Below are 17,212 nucleotides of genomic sequence, written 5' to 3'. Positions count from 1 at the left end.
TGAAAAGAATGATTCCTAGTATCTTCGTTCACATGAAAGTATTCCGATTTCTTCCGGTTGTGATCATGATGGCGATGTTGACTTCCTCTCAGAATGCGCCACTTATTGAGAAGTACGAGTTGATGGGACGCTTCGAGCCTTCTGAGCATTCTGATTTTACCTCATTGCCTTCTCGTTACACCAATAGAGAAAGCGCATGGTTGAGAAAAGAAGCTGCTGAAGCCTTTATGTTGATGGCAGATTCGGCCGCTGCAGATGGCATTCGAATTTTCGTCGTTTCAGCAACTCGAAATCATGAATATCAAGAAGAAATATGGACAAGAAAATGGGCTTCTCAAAATGGCGACGAAGCAGAAAAGGCCCTTGCTATCTTAGAATATAGTTCTATGCCAGGAACCTCTCGTCACCATTGGGGAACGGATCTCGATATTAACTCCGTAGAACCCTCTTACTTTGAAAGTGGTCAGGGGGCACGTATCTACGAGTGGATGAGTGCAAACGCGCATAAGTTTGGATATTTTCAACCGTATACGGCCCAGATGAGAGGGCGAACGGGATACAATGAAGAGAAGTGGCATTGGTCGTATCAACCCATCGCACGTAAACTCCTGAAGGCTTATAATCACCTGGTTACTCCAGAGGATATTTCTGGATTCCCAGGGGCGGAAGTGAATGCTGAGATTGACGTAATCGGGAGATATGTTAATGGAATTGCAGATTTTCCCGGCGATCCATTTGTATCACCCATCTAGAGAAAAAGAAAAGGAGCAATGCCATACAACATTGCTCCGATTTGTTTTTAGAAGGCATTCAAATCTACAGGTCTCAAGGCGCCATACCATTTCAGTATGTGTTCACCTAAGTCTCCTGCATCTACGTGGAAGATGTAAACTCCAGATGCTATCGGGACACCGTAGTCATTGGTCAAGTCCCAAGTTACCCAAGTGGAGGCGTTGTTTTTTACAATTTGTCGGATGAGTGTACCATTGGTACTGAAAATGGAGATAGTACAGACTTCTGGCAAATTCGTCACTTTAACGGTATTGTCCAATTGTGAATTTTCATAAGCACTAGAGGCGTAATACGGATTGGGAACCACTCGAATATTGTCCAGTGCCGTGGTAGCGGTCTTCCGATCGGAACGCACCGTTGCAAAGGCTGTTGTATTGAATTTATACATAGGATTCGAATTGTTCTGTGGAGTAGTGTTGGCCGGTTGATAGGCCCCATAAGGACGATTCATTCGAATACTCGTTCTCGCTTCTGAAGGCATATTCGTATATGGGTCATTCTCAGCATAAACAGGAGTAGTGATAGGGATGTTGGTGTAGAAACACGCTTGGAAAATTCTCCGTTTGTTAATCGAAGATTCCAACGCCATGAATTCACTGTACATCGGGTTGTCCTTTTCATCATTTCCCTTGTAGGAAACGTCAATGAGGTCTAGTCCCCAGGTGACTTCTGGTGCAAATACATAGATGTAATGCTGACCTCCAAAGCGGTAACCTCCTGTGACATTGTCGCCTGGACTGACCGCTACAGTAGGAGTGGGGTTCCACAACATGTCATTTCCTCTTTCAGCGATCATCCAACTGTTTTCACCAAAAGCCATGTTGAGGCGTTGACCTGTTTCCACGTCGATGGCATAGCCAGGAAAGTACGACCATCCCTTGCCTTCGTTGGAATTATCGCGAACGAGCTGACCGTTCTGAAGGATCCATCCGTGTGCATTTCTCAGGCCGAGTTTCGCCGCTTTACCTTCAGAAAGTGCTGTGTCTTCACACATTTCAAACACGGGAACACGGGTCCATTTTGAAGGATCATCTGTATAGACAATGTCTACCGAGTGAAGATTCTTAGGATGAAGGCGTGAGCCAACATTGTTCACGATTTTATCAGAAGGTCCCATGCCATATACCGCATAACCCGAATCTGTTCCTCGATCCAAACCACTGGCATAGTAGAACGGTGCCCATGTTCCGCCAATCAGGTCCTCAAAGTACTGTTTCGGATCACCGCTGAAGTCTTTGTAAAGAAAGGCAGGTGCTTTTTGAGGATTGGTATTCGCTCCAGCTAGAATCCAGTTTAGAGGCGAGTAAGAGTCATCATCAGGAACACCAGAAAGCCACGCTTTGGTAGGATCGCTAAAGACGGTTTGAGCCGAGATGATTCCCGCATTAAAGATTCCATTGGTATCATTTCCTGGTTGTCGAACATTCTCTACGGTGATGGACAGCCCGAGTTCAGGAATGATTTGCTCGTTTAAGAATCCGATGTTACGTCGGGATGGAATCACGTCGGTTTCCGTTTCTAGTGTCCAATTGGCATCGGAGTCGGTTCCGTCGAATTTCATCACATAAGATCCTGCAGGAACATTTTTCGGATCTACCACTTTGACTTCCACAGGACCTCTGCCCGGTACATATGTGGCGCGTTCAGCACTGAAGGTGTTTACAATTTCATCTTCCGTTTCACGCGTCAGTTGCAGGTCAATTCCAGAGTTACCCATTCCTTCAATTCGGGTGATTTCTACCCCATCTCCATAGTCTGCATTGAGAATCAAACCGTCTTCTTCCGATTCCGTTCTATGCGGAATACCAGTGTAGGTGGCGATATTACTCCGACCTGCGATGAAAGGTTTCCGCTGACCATCTTCTCCAGAATAAGGGTCATACGGTTCATATTCATTGTAAGCATAAGCCACTGCGGTGAAGTAGTACTCTCTATGATTCACAAGAGTTCTAGTAGAAGTTGCGAATACATCTTCCGTAATGCTAAAGTTCATCTTGATTCCGTCGTTGTTGGTTTCAAGCGTCATGTCGGTTGGGATGAGCTGGTTGATTTCTGGATCCACCTCCCAATTGACCAATTGGGTGACATTGTTTCGCAAGTCGCACTGAGCAATCAATCTCGATTGAGCAGGATCGTAGCGATCAGCGATGGAAACGTTCTTGTTCTTAAATTGAAAAATTTGGAATCCCTCAAATATGTAATTGAAGTAATTTGGATTTTCGGCCAATACCTGAGCCTCTGTTTTGTTTGGAGGAAGGGGGATGAGTGGATCTTTTTCCGAGTAATCTAAATTCGCATTGTTGGAGGCTGGAGAATAGCTCAAGGTGAGAATCAGCTCTTGATCGAGTTCAATGATCTCAAGGTCGGGAGCGTCAGGTCCGTTCAAGACTTGGAAGCAATTGTCAAAGAGCTGTTGGGCTTTATCATCAGCAAAAATTACTTTCTCTACCGATGCGAATAATTCTTGTGTTTGGAAGTTTCTCTCCCAAACGACACCGGTGGTGATGAAGTTGAGAGCACCTGGAGCCAAAGAGAAGGGCCCTGCATTGTGCAAGCCTCGTTTGTCTTGCTTGTTGCTTGGAGATTCAAACCAGTTTTGATCGGAAGTTGGCGCAGTTACACCCGTGGTATCAAATGTATTTCCCGGATAGGCAAAGAGGGTGGCCAGTCCAGATCCATTGGCGGTATATCCATCCCCGTTGTTCGTATTCCCCGGACCAGATGGAGATTCCACCACTAAGGGATTGCCATTCTTCCATCGGCTTCGCATGTAATTGTAAAAGTCAGCGGCATTTTCAGGGTCGCCGGAAGCTTGATCGTTGCCCCGGTTGTAGTACATGAAGCCCGACATGATGATTCGCTCGTTCAATCCTGTGGCTAGGTTTTCCCCCACGCAATTGCCGTTTTCATCTCGCACTCCATCAACGCAACCATCTCTATCATTGTCTTTACCATCAAAGTAATCGGCAAATGGACCTTGAAAGAAATCGAACCCAACTGCAGGTGGGTAGTATCCATATCCCAAGGAGCCATCGTCAAAGTCATCCGCGTTGTAGCAGTAGCCCAATCCTCTTGGAATATCACACCCAATGAGGTCGTCATCGGCAAAACCGAGATCGGGATCAAACCAAGTGGTGAAGTAGGTTTCAGTGAGTCGGAAGGTGGATTTGTTGATGATGCGATAATTGTTGAAGGTCATATTGTTGATTTCGTCGTTCGTTGCAAAGGCGAAGGCCTGAGCCCGAATTTCAAAACCAAGGGCACCTGCTTGAGTCTCGGTGTGGACGTTTCCTCGGTCGTTGTATACCCACCAAAGCGTCTGATCTCCATAGAGCAGGTCAACTTCTTTTTGTTGACAATCGTAGGAGCGGTCAATGTCATACGCAGGATAATCGACCATTGGATCGTATTCTTCATTTCCATCCCGGTCGATGAACGGAGCGAGGCGGTATGCCAGTTCTCCATCTGCACCATGAGCTGGCCAATTGAGAATAATTTCAGGGATATTGGCCTCATAACCGGGGAATTCGGCGCCTACGTCACAGTCTGGATCATCCTGACAATCCAGCCATGCCTTGTGGATTTCTACTTGCTCGCGGTAGATGAGCCAGTGTCTGTCGTATTTATCACAGACTTCTTTTGTTACGGTGGCAAGACCGTCGTTAGACAGAGGTCCGGGCCAGAAATCACTACCTTTTTGTCGGTAGGTCATGGCGGCTAACTTGAGCTGATTTCCTTCGTCTACACCACCTAGCCAAAGGGCTCCAGCAAACATGGAGTGTAGGTTGCTTCCTTTTGGAACTTCGTATCGAGGTTGATTCAGATCCCACCACATATCTCCACCACCAAGAATGGTAGCGCGCACATTGTTAAAGTTGAGGTCGGATTGTGCCTGAGCAGGCTGACAAAGTTCGGCAACGGTTTTATTGCTGGAAGCATTTTGGTTGGCCAAAGGCAGGCCTGGAATTTCCCTTGCATGAGTATGCGGGGTTAAGGCCATTCCGACCCATAGAGTGAAAAGGGAGAGCGTTCTTTTCATAATGATGCAGAGGTTGAGTTAGTAGTTTTTTACCGCATATTGGCGTTTGAGTTTAGTGTCAGTTGAGTAGCATAGTTTCAACAGTATTCCCAAGGGGGTAGAATGGGAGAGAGTAGGGTAGGAGGAGGTCTTACCGATACTATGAAAACGAGAAGATTTCTCGATCCGTTGGGTCAAGTGCGTGATTTATCGATAGATGAGGGGGCAGGACGGTGGTCTTTTAGACTCTAATATGGGCCCAGGCGAGCAGTTTTAAAATGCTCGACTTGAAGGTGTTTTCCGAGGCTGCATAGTGTTGGACAGCATTGGAGAATTCTCTCCGTTTGTGTGCATTTCGAGCCATGTGATAGTGACGCTGTGCTCGAAATTTGGAGAGGTCAACAGCTGAAATCCAACCGCGATTGGCGGCGAGTTCAACGGCGTTTTCAACATGGCACTCATGTTCTTCTTCGTTCTTCGTCATTCCGTGTCCCAAGCGGTAGCGTGTATCTACATTCGGAATGCGAACAAAGGTGCATTGATGGAAGAGAGCCACGGTCCACAAAAGCGCATCTTCTACTCCGTGAATGCTAGGATCGGTTTCAAAGCTCCAATCCATGGCCTTTTTACGAATGGCGCATGCTGAAGGAGTGATGGGGTTGTGCGTCCAAATATCCAGTGGACTTAGAATCGGTTGATCTCTTCGCTTTCGAATTTGGCCCGTTTCAGCACACCACTCCCAAATGGGATGATAGATCAAATCCGCTTCGGGATGATTGAGGATGGCTTTGGAGATATGCTCCAATTTATGAGGGGTCCACACATCATCAGCATCGAGAAAGGCGATGTAATCAGTGGTGAGTTTTTCCATTCCTGCATTTCTGGCTGATCCTAAACCTCCGTTTTCTCGCGTGATGATCTCTACGGGAAGATCAGGATGTGCGGTGAGGAAATCTTGGATAATGGATGCAGATCGGTCGGTAGATCCATCGTTTACGATACAAATTGCATCGGGTAAACGGGTTTGATGCACTACTGAATTCAGTGTTTCAGTGAGGGTGCTTTCAGCGTTAAATACAGGTATGAGGACACCAATGGTCATTCGTTCGACTTCTTTTGAGTCGGGTCAAAAAGTGCACCCGGAAATAGTTTGTTGATGAGCTTTCTCAACTCTCCTTTTATTCCAAGCCACGTTGTTAGGTTGCTTAGGATATAAAAGAAAGTGGTAGCCAGCATGCTTAGGGGGAGCCAAGGTTTCCAGTAGAGAAACTCAAAAAAGAGTCGAAGATTGTGTTTGGCATTTTTCCAATCCCATCTTTGTCTGAACAGACTGCCGCTCCACCATCCAGAAACCACTCGATGTGCCTTTCTCACCCGTTTCGTATCGGGATTAGCATGGTGGTTAATGAAGGCGAGAATCTTCAGTATCTCATCGTATACCACAGGGGTCAAGTTGGCTCGGTGACGTTGAGTTACTGGATGCGTTCGGAAGTAGTTCAACGTTTTTGCACAGTATGCAAGGTCGCCGTTCATGAGCAGTTTGGCATAGAACATCCAATCGCCGTTTAGCTTCCAACCCGGTTCAGCTCCACCTACACCAGTATACGCTGATTTTCGAATGAGTGCCGCACTTGCATTGGGTATGGTGTTGTGAAAAAGTAGGAATCGAGAAGCTTCATCTTTTCCCTCATTGATGAAGTCACTTTCCCATCTAGAAGCATCGGCAGGAAATAGAAATCGATAATCCTCGAGGTAACTTCTTAGCTCATCACCGGATTCATCCACTACACACGTTTGTCCGTAGGCAAGAACTACATTGGGATTCTGATCTAAGATGGGTACGAGGTTTTCGAGAAGATGAGGTGAGGCGAAGTCGTCACTTTCAGCAATCCAAATGTATTCGCCTTTGGCCATCTCCACTCCTCTGTTCCATTGCACAAAGGTGCTTCCCGAGTTTTCCGTGTTGAAGTGAGTACGAATGCGAGAATACCTCTCGGCGTATTCCTGGATGATATCTCGGGAAGAATCTGGGGAACAGTCGTCTAGAATAATGACTTCCAAATCGTCATAAGACTGATTCAAAACACTTTCTATTCTCTGTTTGAGAAAGGGTGCATGATTGTAATTTGGAATGATGACTGAAACCACAGGCAAGAGCGTGTTGCTTATTGTGCGAAAGTACGTTAACTCTACTTATTGGTCGTAGCCAAACCGTGTGAGTACATCAGAAACAGAGGAAAGGTCGATCTCGGCTGCTCTTCGACCTCGGTCGGGGTGAATGCGATCAGAGAACGTTTTCACCAAGTCTTCTCCCACAAATCGACCCAAATCTGTGAGGGCCGTGCCACCTTGAAGAATGTCCTCGTATTTTATGGTCTTTTTGCGCGATTTCGGAACCAGAGCCATTTGCCGCTCCGCTTCTACCACATATTTTTTCCAAAGTTGAAGGTTGAAGTTGAGGTCGTTCAGGCGTTCATCGAATACTTCTCCATCAATCTCATTTCTTCGCTTCAAGCTGTCGGCCACCGAACTGGGATGGCGAATCACGTGAATCACTTTTGCCTTCGGATAGAGTTTTAGCCACATCGAAAGTGTAAAACTGTTTCTCGGATCTTTAAATCCCCATTTTTGATTGTGTAACCACATGACCATTCGGTTTCGAGGTCTTCCGGCAAAGACAAAATCGGAAGGGTCGAGTTGAAAGTGATTTACATACATCCCCATAGCTGATTGAGGCGCTTCTACCGCGGCGGGGAGAGGAGAAGGATCAATCCAAGAAGATCCATGTTCTTTCATCACCTCTTGATTCACATTTAAAAAGGGGAACGATTCTTCGTTGTGATCCCGGTGTTCTCCCATATTGATACCACAGTCGTGCAATAGTTTAGCAACGAGTGAAGTGCCAGATCGGTGCATACCAATAATGATGATGGGGCGGTAGAATTGAAGCCTGAACATGGGGAATAGGTTGTGATAGGGAAGGTACAATCTGCATTACAATCCTGAAAGTAATTCTGCAGAGAGATTGGGGTTTGAGAATTCACATCGGTATGTATCTTTACCGAATGCGCATACTTATTTATGGCTTGGCCAAAAGTGGAACTACGGCACTGCATATTCGAATTAAGCAGGCTATGGAGTCTGACCTCAATGTGGAGGTTATGGAAGTCTTTGAACCGGTGAAAAGGAGCGGAGATGACTTTGTAAAATTGGATGGAACGAGCTTTCCGCTGGCGGAGCATACGCTTATCAAAGCCTTGATGCCAACGGTTGCAGGCAATGGCGCCACTCCAGAAAGTATGCTCGCAGATTATTCGGATTTTGACAAGAAGATCTTCATTAATAGAGATCCCCGCGATCGATGGATTTCGGGATTTTTCTACCGCTGGTTCCATCGCCATCGTCCGGATGAAAAGGAGTTTGAGCGGGCCATACGCTTGACGCAATTCAAAGAGAAGCACCCGTCTGATGTTCCGTTTTATGCACTTTTCTCAACCAGTCCAGCGCGTATCGCCTCATGGAAAGAACGCCAAAAGAATCAATTGAAAGGGGTCGATTCTTTTATTGATGAAGCGTCCTCACGAGATTGGTTGATTTTGAAGTATGAAGACTTCATGGATGGAAAGCTAGATGAACTCGAGGAATACCTCGGACTCAAGATTTCAAGCAAAGACGCCGAAGATCAGCGTTTTTCGCACGTTGCCAGATCCAAGAGCTATGGCAGTTGGCGCAGGTGGTTTACGCCTGAAGACGTTGAAATGTACGGCGATGTCTTCAATCCATTCCTCGAAAAGCACGGGTATGATGCAAGCGATTGGAAATTGAAACCCCAAACCAGTTTGCCATCTGCCGAAGGGTCGGAATACATGTACAAGCTTTTTCACGGTCAGGCAGCCAAGCGCAAAAAGAAAGGGTGGCGATTATTCCGCTGACCAACGTTGATCGATGTAAACACCAGTGCGTGTTGTGCTGAATAAGTCGCCACTGTTGAAGTAATCTCCTTCGCCTACTTCAAATACCAAAGCCGATTTCACATCATCTGTCATGATGTTGTGCTGGGTTAATCGCGCATTGATCGTGTATTTTCCAGTCATGAAGGGAACTTTATCCAACTTGCAACGCAGAGTGCCGTTTGGAGGTAATGTTCCAAAGTGCTCTCCTGCCAAATGGTTGGATAGCGCACAGATAAAACCGTCGTTTTCTCTGCCAATGCTCAATCGAACATTAAGACCTTCGGGAGATTTAGCTCCCGTGTATCCCACTTCTAAAACAGCCGTTTCTCCTGGGGTAAGTTGGGACAATTCCGTCCCGTCTTCAGCTATAAAACGCATGCGCGACAACTTTACAGAGCCCGTTCCTTCGCGATCGGTTCGTGCCTCCAGTTGCACATCTAGCGCCTTTTCCTCCAGTGATTGATGGTAGAACCTTGTGATTTCATCTGCTGTGCCGTACTGGGTGAGTTGACCTCCGTCAATGTAAGCCGCATCGTGACACAGGTCCTTAACGGCCCGCATGTTATGGCTTACAAATAAGATCGTCCTACCTTGGTTTTGGGAGACACTTTCCATTCTTTCCAAGCACTTCCGTTGAAAAGAGGCATCACCAACCGCTAGAACTTCATCGATAAGGAGAATTTCAGCGGTGAGATGTGCGGCGACAGAAAAGGCCAGACGTACCTTCATTCCACTGGAGTAATGCTTCACTGGCATGTTGATGAACTTCTCAACCCCAGAGAAGTCAATGATTTCATCCTTGGCTCGTTCAATTTCGCTCTTGGACATTCCCAAGATGGAGCCGTTCAAGAAAATGTTGTCCAGGCCGCTCAATTCAGGATGGAAACCCGTCCCCACTTCTAGCAAGCTTGAAATTCTCCCTCTTGCTGTGAATTTCCCTTCGCTGGGATACGTGATTCTAGAAAGCAATTTTAGTAGGGTACTCTTTCCGGCGCCATTGGGGCCAATGATGCCCAATACCTTTCCTTCTTCGATGTTCAAATTTACATTGCGAAGCGCCCAAAAAGTGTCTTTATCTCTTTTCAGTGAGTTGGTGAGTTTTCCCAAAAGAGTAGAGGACTTCGCTCCGTGAAGTTGGTATTCCTTCCCTAGGTTTTCTATTTCAATTGCCGGATTACTCATAAGGTGTCTGCCATATTGCGTTCAACTTTGTGGAAGTAAATCCAACCTGATATCAAAACGAAAAATGCGATAGCGCAACTGATGGAGACATGGGATGAATTGATCTCACTTCCAAAGAGTCCGTAACGCGCGATATCAATCGGACCAGCCATAGGGTTCAGATAAGCGATCCATGTATTCGATTCTCCAACGGCTCTGCCCAAAATTCCACTGGGATAAGCAACGGGTGTTAGGAAGAACAGGAATTGAATGACATAGGGTAATGCGTGTTGAATATCTCTGTATTTAATGCCTAGAGAGGATGTCCAAAGTGAGATTCCCATTCCTGCCACTACGGTAAAGAGAACGGCAAGAAGAATGAGAGCAATGGAAGTCGAATACGGCATATTGAAGATAGGCATGAGGGCCAGCAGTAGTACCAGTCCTATGGCCAAATCAATCAACCCTACCCCTGCCTTGCTAAATGGGAGTACGATTCGCGGGAACCAAATCTTTCGAATCATGTGCTGCGCTTGGACCAGCGATTGTCCGCCTTGTACGGCCGAATAACTGAAAAACGACCAGAGGATTTGTCCGCTTAACGCAAAGAGCGGATAGGGCGCATGGCCTGTGTTAACGCTGAGTACCTTGCTAAAGAGGAAGGTGAGGATGGCAATTAAAAACAGGGGTTGGATGATGGCCCAAACATATCCCAGTCGAGTTTGAACAAACCGAACTCGGAAATCTCTTCGAGATAGAGATCCCAGCAATTCTCTGTAATTCCATAAAGTTGACAAACCGTTCGACGCGGATTTACTGTTCGCGTCGACCACGGTGATAGGTCGGTTCTCAGCCATGGTGGGAAATTAGCGAAAATTGTACAGTGCGAAGAAGCGGGGATTCATCATTGATAAATCTGCCTCAAATAGAGTTACCTATTTCCCGATTTCAGTGAATGTTCACGTATTAATAAGTAGATTAGGCGTTAGTTTCGTGTGAAACGGACGTGTTGTATCTCTCATAAATAGCCGAGTGAATGCTCAAAGAACTTTTTGGTAATCCACGAATTTGGGTGCGTTTTTTTTGCGTGATCAATGCCTTGTTGACTCCCTTGATGGTGTCTGCACAATGCAATGTAAGCGCCAATACTGATACCGCTTCGGCCTGTGTGGGCGATACGGTGTATTTAAGTGCTTCGGGTGCAAGTAGCTATGATTGGAGTGGTAGTTCAAGTTTGAGCTGTTCGTCGTGTGCTACTCCATATGTGATTGTTGGCAATACGCCGGATACCATCATCCTAAAAGGAACCTCTGCTAGTAATGTTCCCGCCGTGAACGGAGATTTTACCTCGGGAAATACAGGGTTTACAAGTCAGTATGTTTACAATGCCACTTCCATTTGGAATGAAGGTACCTATGCTGTGGGTACTAATCCCAATTCTGTTCATCCCAACTTCGGGACATGGGGAGATCACACTACGGGATCTGGCAACTACATGCTCGTAAACGGTTCAACCTCAGGAAATAGGATTCTTTGGCAGCAGAATGTGGCATTCCCAGCGAATACAACCGTAACCATGACATGGTGGATGCTCACCTTTGTTACACCTCCGGGCTCGCTTATTTTGCGAGTGAACGGACAGAATATCGGAGCACAAATCAGTACACCTAATAGCGCTGGTGTTTGGAGCAGAGCACAGTTTTCCTTTACTACGCCGAACGCAACGGGGAACTCCAACATTCAGATTATTACCGTTTCGAGTTTGGTAGCGGGTAACGATTTTGGATTGGATGACATCAGTTTTTTTTACAACTGTGAGAGCTATGATACGGTCTATGTGGTGCCGAATTCCAAGGCCTACATTCAAACACAACTCAATACGGATACAGAGGGGTGCGATGAGCTCTGTGCAAATTGGACCAACTTATCGTCTCTAGATTCTACACAGGCAACATATTGGTGGGATTATGGAGATGGTTCACCTATTGATACTGCTTTCACAGGGAGTCACTGTTATACCTCGCCGGGCGAATATTTCGTGAAGCTTTTTGCAGAGAGCAATACGGGTTGTCCAGATTCCACATGGCTCGATACCATAGTGGTGGGACAAAGCCCGGTGATTACATCCATCCAAGTATCAGGTGATGGAGGCTATGTGAACAATGGAGTATATGTTCAACCTTCACAGAATCCAGAAGTTAGCATACAAGTTAATCTTGCCAGTGGACTGCAAGTTAGCTCCATAGAAGTGGACTGGGGCGATGGTCAATCGAATAGTTACACTCCAGGAGGAGCCGTGTCTACTTTTTCAGCCACACATACTTATGTAGATTTTGATCCGGCACAAATCTGTGTTCGCGTGGAAACGGATTTAGGATGTTCAGATGAAATATGCACTGCGGTTTCCTTCACTCCGTTTGTGGAAACACCCAATGTCTTTTCACCCAATGGAGATGGTATTAACGATACGTATGTTCCCCATTTCAATGCGGCAGAAAGAGTAGAATGGACCGTCTTCAATCGTTGGGGGAAAGTTGTGTTTAAGAGCACCACCTTGGGCGAAGAATGGGATGGAACCACCAACGGAAGAAAAGTTTCTGAAGGGGTGTACTTCATCGTGGCTCGTGCTTGGGGAGCTTTCGCCAGAGATCCTTATGAAGTGAATGGATCCATCAATGTGATGTACTAAACTGACGGCTCCGCTTATCGAATGATGGGCACTTCAAATTCGTAGATGGAGTCTGGCGTACAAGAAGTGATGTAGTAGAAAGTCGGGTATTGGCCCTTGTAGAGTGTGCAAGAGATACTCGCTGGCTTATCCAACTGAACGCGCACATTCACCTTTACTTTACCAGTCACGTTGAGTGAGTCTGCCGTTCCTTTTTGTCCATCTACTTCCCAAACAAAATTTTCAGGTCCTGCAAACTTGAGGTAGTAATTAGGCGGTGTATACGTGTAAACCTCTTCCGTAATATCCGGGGTACAAGCGCCTAGAAGGGTTAGTGCAAACAACACAAAATAATTTTTCATCGTAGAATAATTAAATGGTTGAGAGCAGAGTGTGGAAGAGGAGGGGGGGACAAAACCTAATCTGCTTTTCAATACTTCGAAATTAGGAGGAAGTGGCTTGGGATGGGGTCAGTTTTCGTTGATTGGTAGAAATTGAACTATAAACAGATGCTTCTACTCGAAGTTTGGAATTGGAATGATGGAAGGTGTCCACAACAATAGTCGGAGTGTTGACATTGTTTTCTGAGGTTAATATGCTTTTAATCAATTGGTTAGTTCAATATTTTAAGTTTGATATTTCCATGATTTACCATGGATGAAAAGTATTTTACGTTTTGCTGTCACCCCTCTACACCCCCTGCCGTAGTAGTGAGTAGAGAATCTAATCACGACTGTTATGAAAAAACTACTATCCCTTCTTTTTGCCGCCTTTTCGTTAGGTGCCCTAGCACAGGTCAACTTAGATGTTGATGTTTACAGCAACACCCAGCTTCATCAAGGTGTTGCAGTGTTCCTCTATGAAAACCATCAAGGTGCAGCAAGTATTGCTGATCCACGTGATTTTACTCAGGTAGAATACACATCTGGTAATGGTAGAGCTTCCTTCACGATTCCATCTACGCTAGACACGGTCCACTTTGGAACTTTTGATTGTAACGGTACTTTTTATCAGAAGAAACTCTATTTGAATCCATCGATATCTATGTTTAATGACACACTCATTTATTCCACGTGTGATCCATCAGATTGTCAAACGATGCTCAAATCCGAGTTCACGTCTACTGATTTAGAAGTTCAAGCAATTTCTTTACGCGAGTGGAACTGGACTAATCTGACCAGTGTGGATAACGAGTTTGTGGTGAATGGGTCATACTATTACTCATCCCCATCTAACATCAACATCGCTTCCATTTCCGTACCTAAGTCATCATTCACCACAGGTCCTGTGAGCATCTTTTTCAGACGCGATACAACGTGTGCAGCCACTTGGGATTCACTTTGGTACAACGGATCTTCACCGAGGATTACCTGTAATGCCGAGTTCTTGATTGATACTGTAAACTCAGGTGTTTTCAATGGTCAACTTATCTTGGGAGAGATCTCAACTACTTCTGCAGGATACATTTTTGATTACATGTGGAGTTTTGGTGATGGTTCGGTTTACAACGTTCAGTATCCAACGCACACTTATGCAAGTACAGCTGCATCCTATAATGTTTGTTTGACCATCCTCGCTACTGATGGCGTAGACACTTGTTCAAGCACATTCTGTGATACCATCACATTTGACTCAACCGGTGCTCCTGTGTTCAAGACAGGCTTTACCGTGAATGTACTTGATCCTGCTGAACTCTCCATGGATGAGAATCTACTTCAGTCTTTGAAACTATTCCCGAACCCAACTGCAGGTGATGCAGTACTGACTTGGGATGCTGCTTTAGACGTGAGCGAGGTAGATGTGTTCACCATTAACGGTCAGAATGTAACTTCAGTAAAACCGGAATACAATGAAGTAAAACTCTCAGCTTTGCCAAGCGGTGTTTATTTCGTTCGAGTTCGTACGCCGTTCTCGGTAACTGCTCAACGACTCATCGTTAATTAACGATATTCAACGAGAATTTGAAGTAAAAACCTGTAATGCCACCTCGGTTTCTCGGGGTGGTATTGCAGTTTAAATCATCGATGAGCATAAATCTAGAAGCGGTCATCCAACAATGTCGGAAGAACAACCGACGTGCGCAATTTGAGTTATATCAACATTGCTTCGACCGACTTATGCTCACATGTAACCGATATAAGAAGAATAGAGAAGACGCGTTGGCCTTGCTAAATGCGGGCTTCTTGAAGGTTTTGACGAATTTGGATAAGTACGACGACCGTCAGAGTTTTATGCCATGGGCATCTACAATTATGGTTCGTACTGCCATTGATGACTTTAGAAAGAACAAGGCTCAGAAACTTCAGATGGTGTATTGTGAAACAGAAGAAGAGTTGGAAGGGAGCGCTTCGGAAGATTTCTTTCACGATGTAGTTTCAGCGATGAGCGCAGAAGAGATCAAGAAGATCATTTTCGAATTACCGGATAATGAAAGACTGGTGTTTACGCTTCACGAAATGGAGGGATATAAACATCATGAGATTGCAGCTGAATTAGGGGTGACAGAAAGATCTACCAAACGGTATTTGAAGTCGGCCAAGAAGATGTTACAAGACGAATTAGGAAAGAACCAACATATTCAATCCATGTTCTCATGAGTAAGCTCTGGAACTCCATAAAGAACAAAGTTGACGAATCGGCTACCTCTATGCAGGAAGGCGATTGGGCTGCTATGGAATCACTTTTGAATGAGTCGCCTGCCACTGCTCCGAACCGCAGCCGTAGATGGGGGCTCTTCACTGTGTTGGTTTTTGGAGTTATGGCGTTGAGTGCATTGCTTGTTCAACCTTGGTCTCACACCGAGCCATCAACTGAGGTAACTTCGTCTGAAACGGTTATTCCTATTGAAGAGTCCAACCTTTCGGATGAACCTGATTCTAAGGAGATATCCTCTCAAGAGTCATCCGTAGCGGTGGTATCTTCATCGTCAACTTCGGGTACATCTGGAGGGCATACAGAAGCGTCCGTACCATCCTCTACAGCGAATACAGAGGCACAACCTTCTAATAATGCACTGTCTTCAACTCCTACGGTTGGGGCTCCATCTCAGTTATCGTCAGCGTCAACCCCAACATCCAACAACGTGAGGAAGGTTCAACCAGAAGCGGGGGCATTGGCGACTCAAAGTGCAAATGCAGATGTTCCAGAGACTACAATGGAGAATCAGGTGCCTGGTTCAGAATCCGAAGCCTTCGCCAACGAAACACCTAGAATTGAACTCGCACAGAAATCATGGGTATCGCGTTCCGATCATCCACTCGGAACAGATCAGATTGAACGCACGGTAACGCTTGAGGAAGAAGTTGAGAGTTCTGAAACTCTAGAGGACGCTGCGAGCGAGGCATCAGAAAGTCCAAGTTCTATCCTGATAAATTCATCAACGGCCACTAGTACGGGGATGTTTGCAGAAGGACATTACGCCATTTCACCTTCTCTAAATTCGAGCTTATTGAGTAATGAGTTGGGTTTGGAAATCGGGTATGACTGGAAAGGATGGACCTTCCAAACGGGTGCCCATTATGTAAATACCAGTGGTTTTATTTCTACGGATTACAAGGAGAATGTACTTGAGTATGATACCACCACTTCAACGTCATTCGAGTTTGGTGTTGATACATCCGTTGTGAAATATTGGGTGATTACAGGCTATTATACCGGTGAGTACCGCTACGATACCACCTATACGAGCTACACAGACACAATTATTACCACCGATATTGATTCGACTTTAAGCCAGGTGTCACGCACCAAGCGCACGCACATCACTACCTCGTATGTTCAGATTCCATTAGTGGCGGGTTACGAATGGAGAAGCGGGTCATGGGGAGTGAAACTACAAGGTGGAGTAAACTTCAGAAGTACAACTTATGTGAGTGATGAGTTTCAATCCACGACAGCGTGGGGTGTGGATGCCATTCTTCGTCCGGCAATCTCGTACCACTGGACCGATGATTGGAGCGTATTCCTTCGAACATCATTCAGACTCCCTGTAACCTCCGATCCACTCTTGAACCGAAACCGTTTCACGAGGATGAGCTTTGGAGTGGGAGTGAGGTATAGATTTTAGTATGTAGACTCCAGACGCCTTATTCATCTCACAAACCTTCCTTTCATTTCTGGACAAGTCACGATTTCTGAATTGACATGCCATAATGTATCGTGGTTGAGACTCAGTTGAACATCTTCAAAAATGATGATTTGTTCAATATCACCATGGTTGCAAGGTGGTTGGGGGCTTGGTTTCGGAGGGATCTTGCTGTTGTCAATAAGGATGCAATCTGCACCAAACGCGAGCTCGTCTTCACAGTGTCTGATGGTATCGCTGTAGAGAGTGATCGATTCGTTCGATCGTATCCAATATCCACTGCCCTTGAAATTGACCATACACGCCCCACCGCTATACGTGAAGCTACCATTGGGCAGGATGTTCAAGTTCGCTCCGAAAGGAATGGCTCCATATTTAGGTTCCAGCCAAACACCCGTAAATGAATTCTCAAGGTTTCTAGGTGAATATTCAGAGCTCTCTAACGAACAACCAATGAACAGAGAAATCAAGATCCATACGCCAATCCACTTCATGACTTTGTTTTGAGGTCAATGCTCAAATATTGTTCCTCAACT

General features: G+C 45.6%; 14 protein-coding genes. 6 read left to right on the top strand and 8 right to left on the bottom strand.

Translation table 11 applies throughout. The features are described 5' to 3' along the window. Positions 1-32 precede the first annotated feature (32 nt). On the top strand, positions 33-752 hold the full coding sequence (locus F8C82_RS08125; protein WP_170266197.1) for a M15 family metallopeptidase: 720 nt from the start codon (positions 33-35) through the stop codon (positions 750-752). Between the two features lie 47 nt (positions 753-799). On the opposite strand, the gene F8C82_RS08120 is transcribed toward F8C82_RS08125, so the two are convergent. The 4 genes from F8C82_RS08120 to F8C82_RS08105 all read right to left on the bottom strand — a co-directional run bounded on the left by F8C82_RS08120 (position 800) and on the right by F8C82_RS08105 (position 7,768). Further along, a complete protein-coding gene (locus tag F8C82_RS08120; protein WP_151693091.1) occupies positions 800-4,831 on the bottom strand; it encodes a T9SS type A sorting domain-containing protein in 4,032 nt (1,343 codons plus the stop codon). A 220-nt stretch (positions 4,832-5,051) separates the two neighbouring features. Continuing rightward, positions 5,052-5,912, bottom strand: a complete 861-nt coding sequence (locus F8C82_RS08115; RefSeq protein WP_151693090.1) for a glycosyltransferase family 2 protein — start codon at positions 5,910-5,912, stop codon at positions 5,052-5,054. After that, entirely contained in the window at positions 5,909-6,958 is a 1,050-nt protein-coding gene (locus F8C82_RS08110) for a glycosyltransferase family 2 protein (protein WP_170266196.1), read from the bottom strand. Before F8C82_RS08110 ends, F8C82_RS08115 begins: the two co-directional genes overlap by 4 nt. 45 nt (positions 6,959-7,003) lie before the next feature. Further along, entirely contained in the window at positions 7,004-7,768 is a 765-nt protein-coding gene (locus F8C82_RS08105; protein WP_151693088.1) for a sulfotransferase, read from the bottom strand. Positions 7,769-7,875: 107 nt separating this feature from the next. Between F8C82_RS08105 and F8C82_RS08100 the strand changes: the two genes are divergently transcribed. Further along, positions 7,876-8,742 (top strand): hypothetical protein, encoded by an 867-nt coding sequence (locus F8C82_RS08100; RefSeq protein ID WP_151693087.1) that lies wholly within the window; start codon positions 7,876-7,878, stop codon positions 8,740-8,742. Here the strand turns inward: F8C82_RS08100 and F8C82_RS14740 are convergent. Both F8C82_RS14740 and F8C82_RS08090 read right to left on the bottom strand, forming a co-directional pair. After that, positions 8,731-9,945, bottom strand: a complete 1,215-nt coding sequence (locus F8C82_RS14740; protein WP_170266195.1) for an ABC transporter ATP-binding protein — start codon at positions 9,943-9,945, stop codon at positions 8,731-8,733. The two genes, F8C82_RS08100 and F8C82_RS14740, sit on opposite strands and share 12 nt — an antisense overlap. After that, complete coding sequence (locus F8C82_RS08090; protein WP_151693086.1) at positions 9,942-10,781, bottom strand: ABC transporter permease; 840 nt, start codon at positions 10,779-10,781, stop codon at positions 9,942-9,944. Before F8C82_RS08090 ends, F8C82_RS14740 begins: the two co-directional genes overlap by 4 nt. A gap of 179 nt (positions 10,782-10,960) precedes the next feature. Here F8C82_RS08090 and F8C82_RS08085 point away from each other — a divergent pair, with 179 nt between their 5' ends. Then, positions 10,961-12,613, top strand: coding sequence for a T9SS type B sorting domain-containing protein (locus F8C82_RS08085; protein WP_151693085.1), 1,653 nt, complete (start codon positions 10,961-10,963; stop codon positions 12,611-12,613). Positions 12,614-12,627: 14 nt separating this feature from the next. Here the strand turns inward: F8C82_RS08085 and F8C82_RS08080 are convergent, their stop codons facing one another. After that, a complete protein-coding gene (locus tag F8C82_RS08080; RefSeq protein WP_151693084.1) occupies positions 12,628-12,954 on the bottom strand; it encodes a hypothetical protein in 327 nt (108 codons plus the stop codon). A 376-nt stretch (positions 12,955-13,330) separates the two neighbouring features. Here F8C82_RS08080 and F8C82_RS08075 point away from each other — a divergent pair, with 376 nt between their 5' ends. The 3 genes from F8C82_RS08075 to F8C82_RS08065 all read left to right on the top strand — a co-directional run bounded on the left by F8C82_RS08075 (position 13,331) and on the right by F8C82_RS08065 (position 16,658). Continuing rightward, positions 13,331-14,536 (top strand): T9SS type A sorting domain-containing protein, encoded by a 1,206-nt coding sequence (locus F8C82_RS08075; RefSeq protein ID WP_151693083.1) that lies wholly within the window; start codon positions 13,331-13,333, stop codon positions 14,534-14,536. Positions 14,537-14,616: 80 nt separating this feature from the next. Beyond that, positions 14,617-15,189 (top strand): RNA polymerase sigma factor, encoded by a 573-nt coding sequence (locus F8C82_RS08070; RefSeq protein WP_170266194.1) that lies wholly within the window; start codon positions 14,617-14,619, stop codon positions 15,187-15,189. After that, entirely contained in the window at positions 15,186-16,658 is a 1,473-nt protein-coding gene (locus F8C82_RS08065; RefSeq protein WP_151693081.1) for an outer membrane beta-barrel protein, read from the top strand. Before F8C82_RS08070 ends, F8C82_RS08065 begins: the two co-directional genes overlap by 4 nt. A 23-nt stretch (positions 16,659-16,681) precedes the next feature. Here the strand turns inward: F8C82_RS08065 and F8C82_RS08060 are convergent, their stop codons facing one another. After that, on the bottom strand, positions 16,682-17,170 hold the full coding sequence (locus F8C82_RS08060; protein ID WP_151693080.1) for a hypothetical protein: 489 nt from the start codon (positions 17,168-17,170) through the stop codon (positions 16,682-16,684). Positions 17,171-17,212 lie beyond the last annotated feature (42 nt).

Source organism: Phaeocystidibacter marisrubri (assembly GCF_008933165.1).
Taxonomy (GTDB): domain Bacteria; phylum Bacteroidota; class Bacteroidia; order Flavobacteriales; family Schleiferiaceae; genus Phaeocystidibacter; species Phaeocystidibacter marisrubri.
This window is presented reverse-complemented; position numbering and strand designations above follow the sequence as displayed.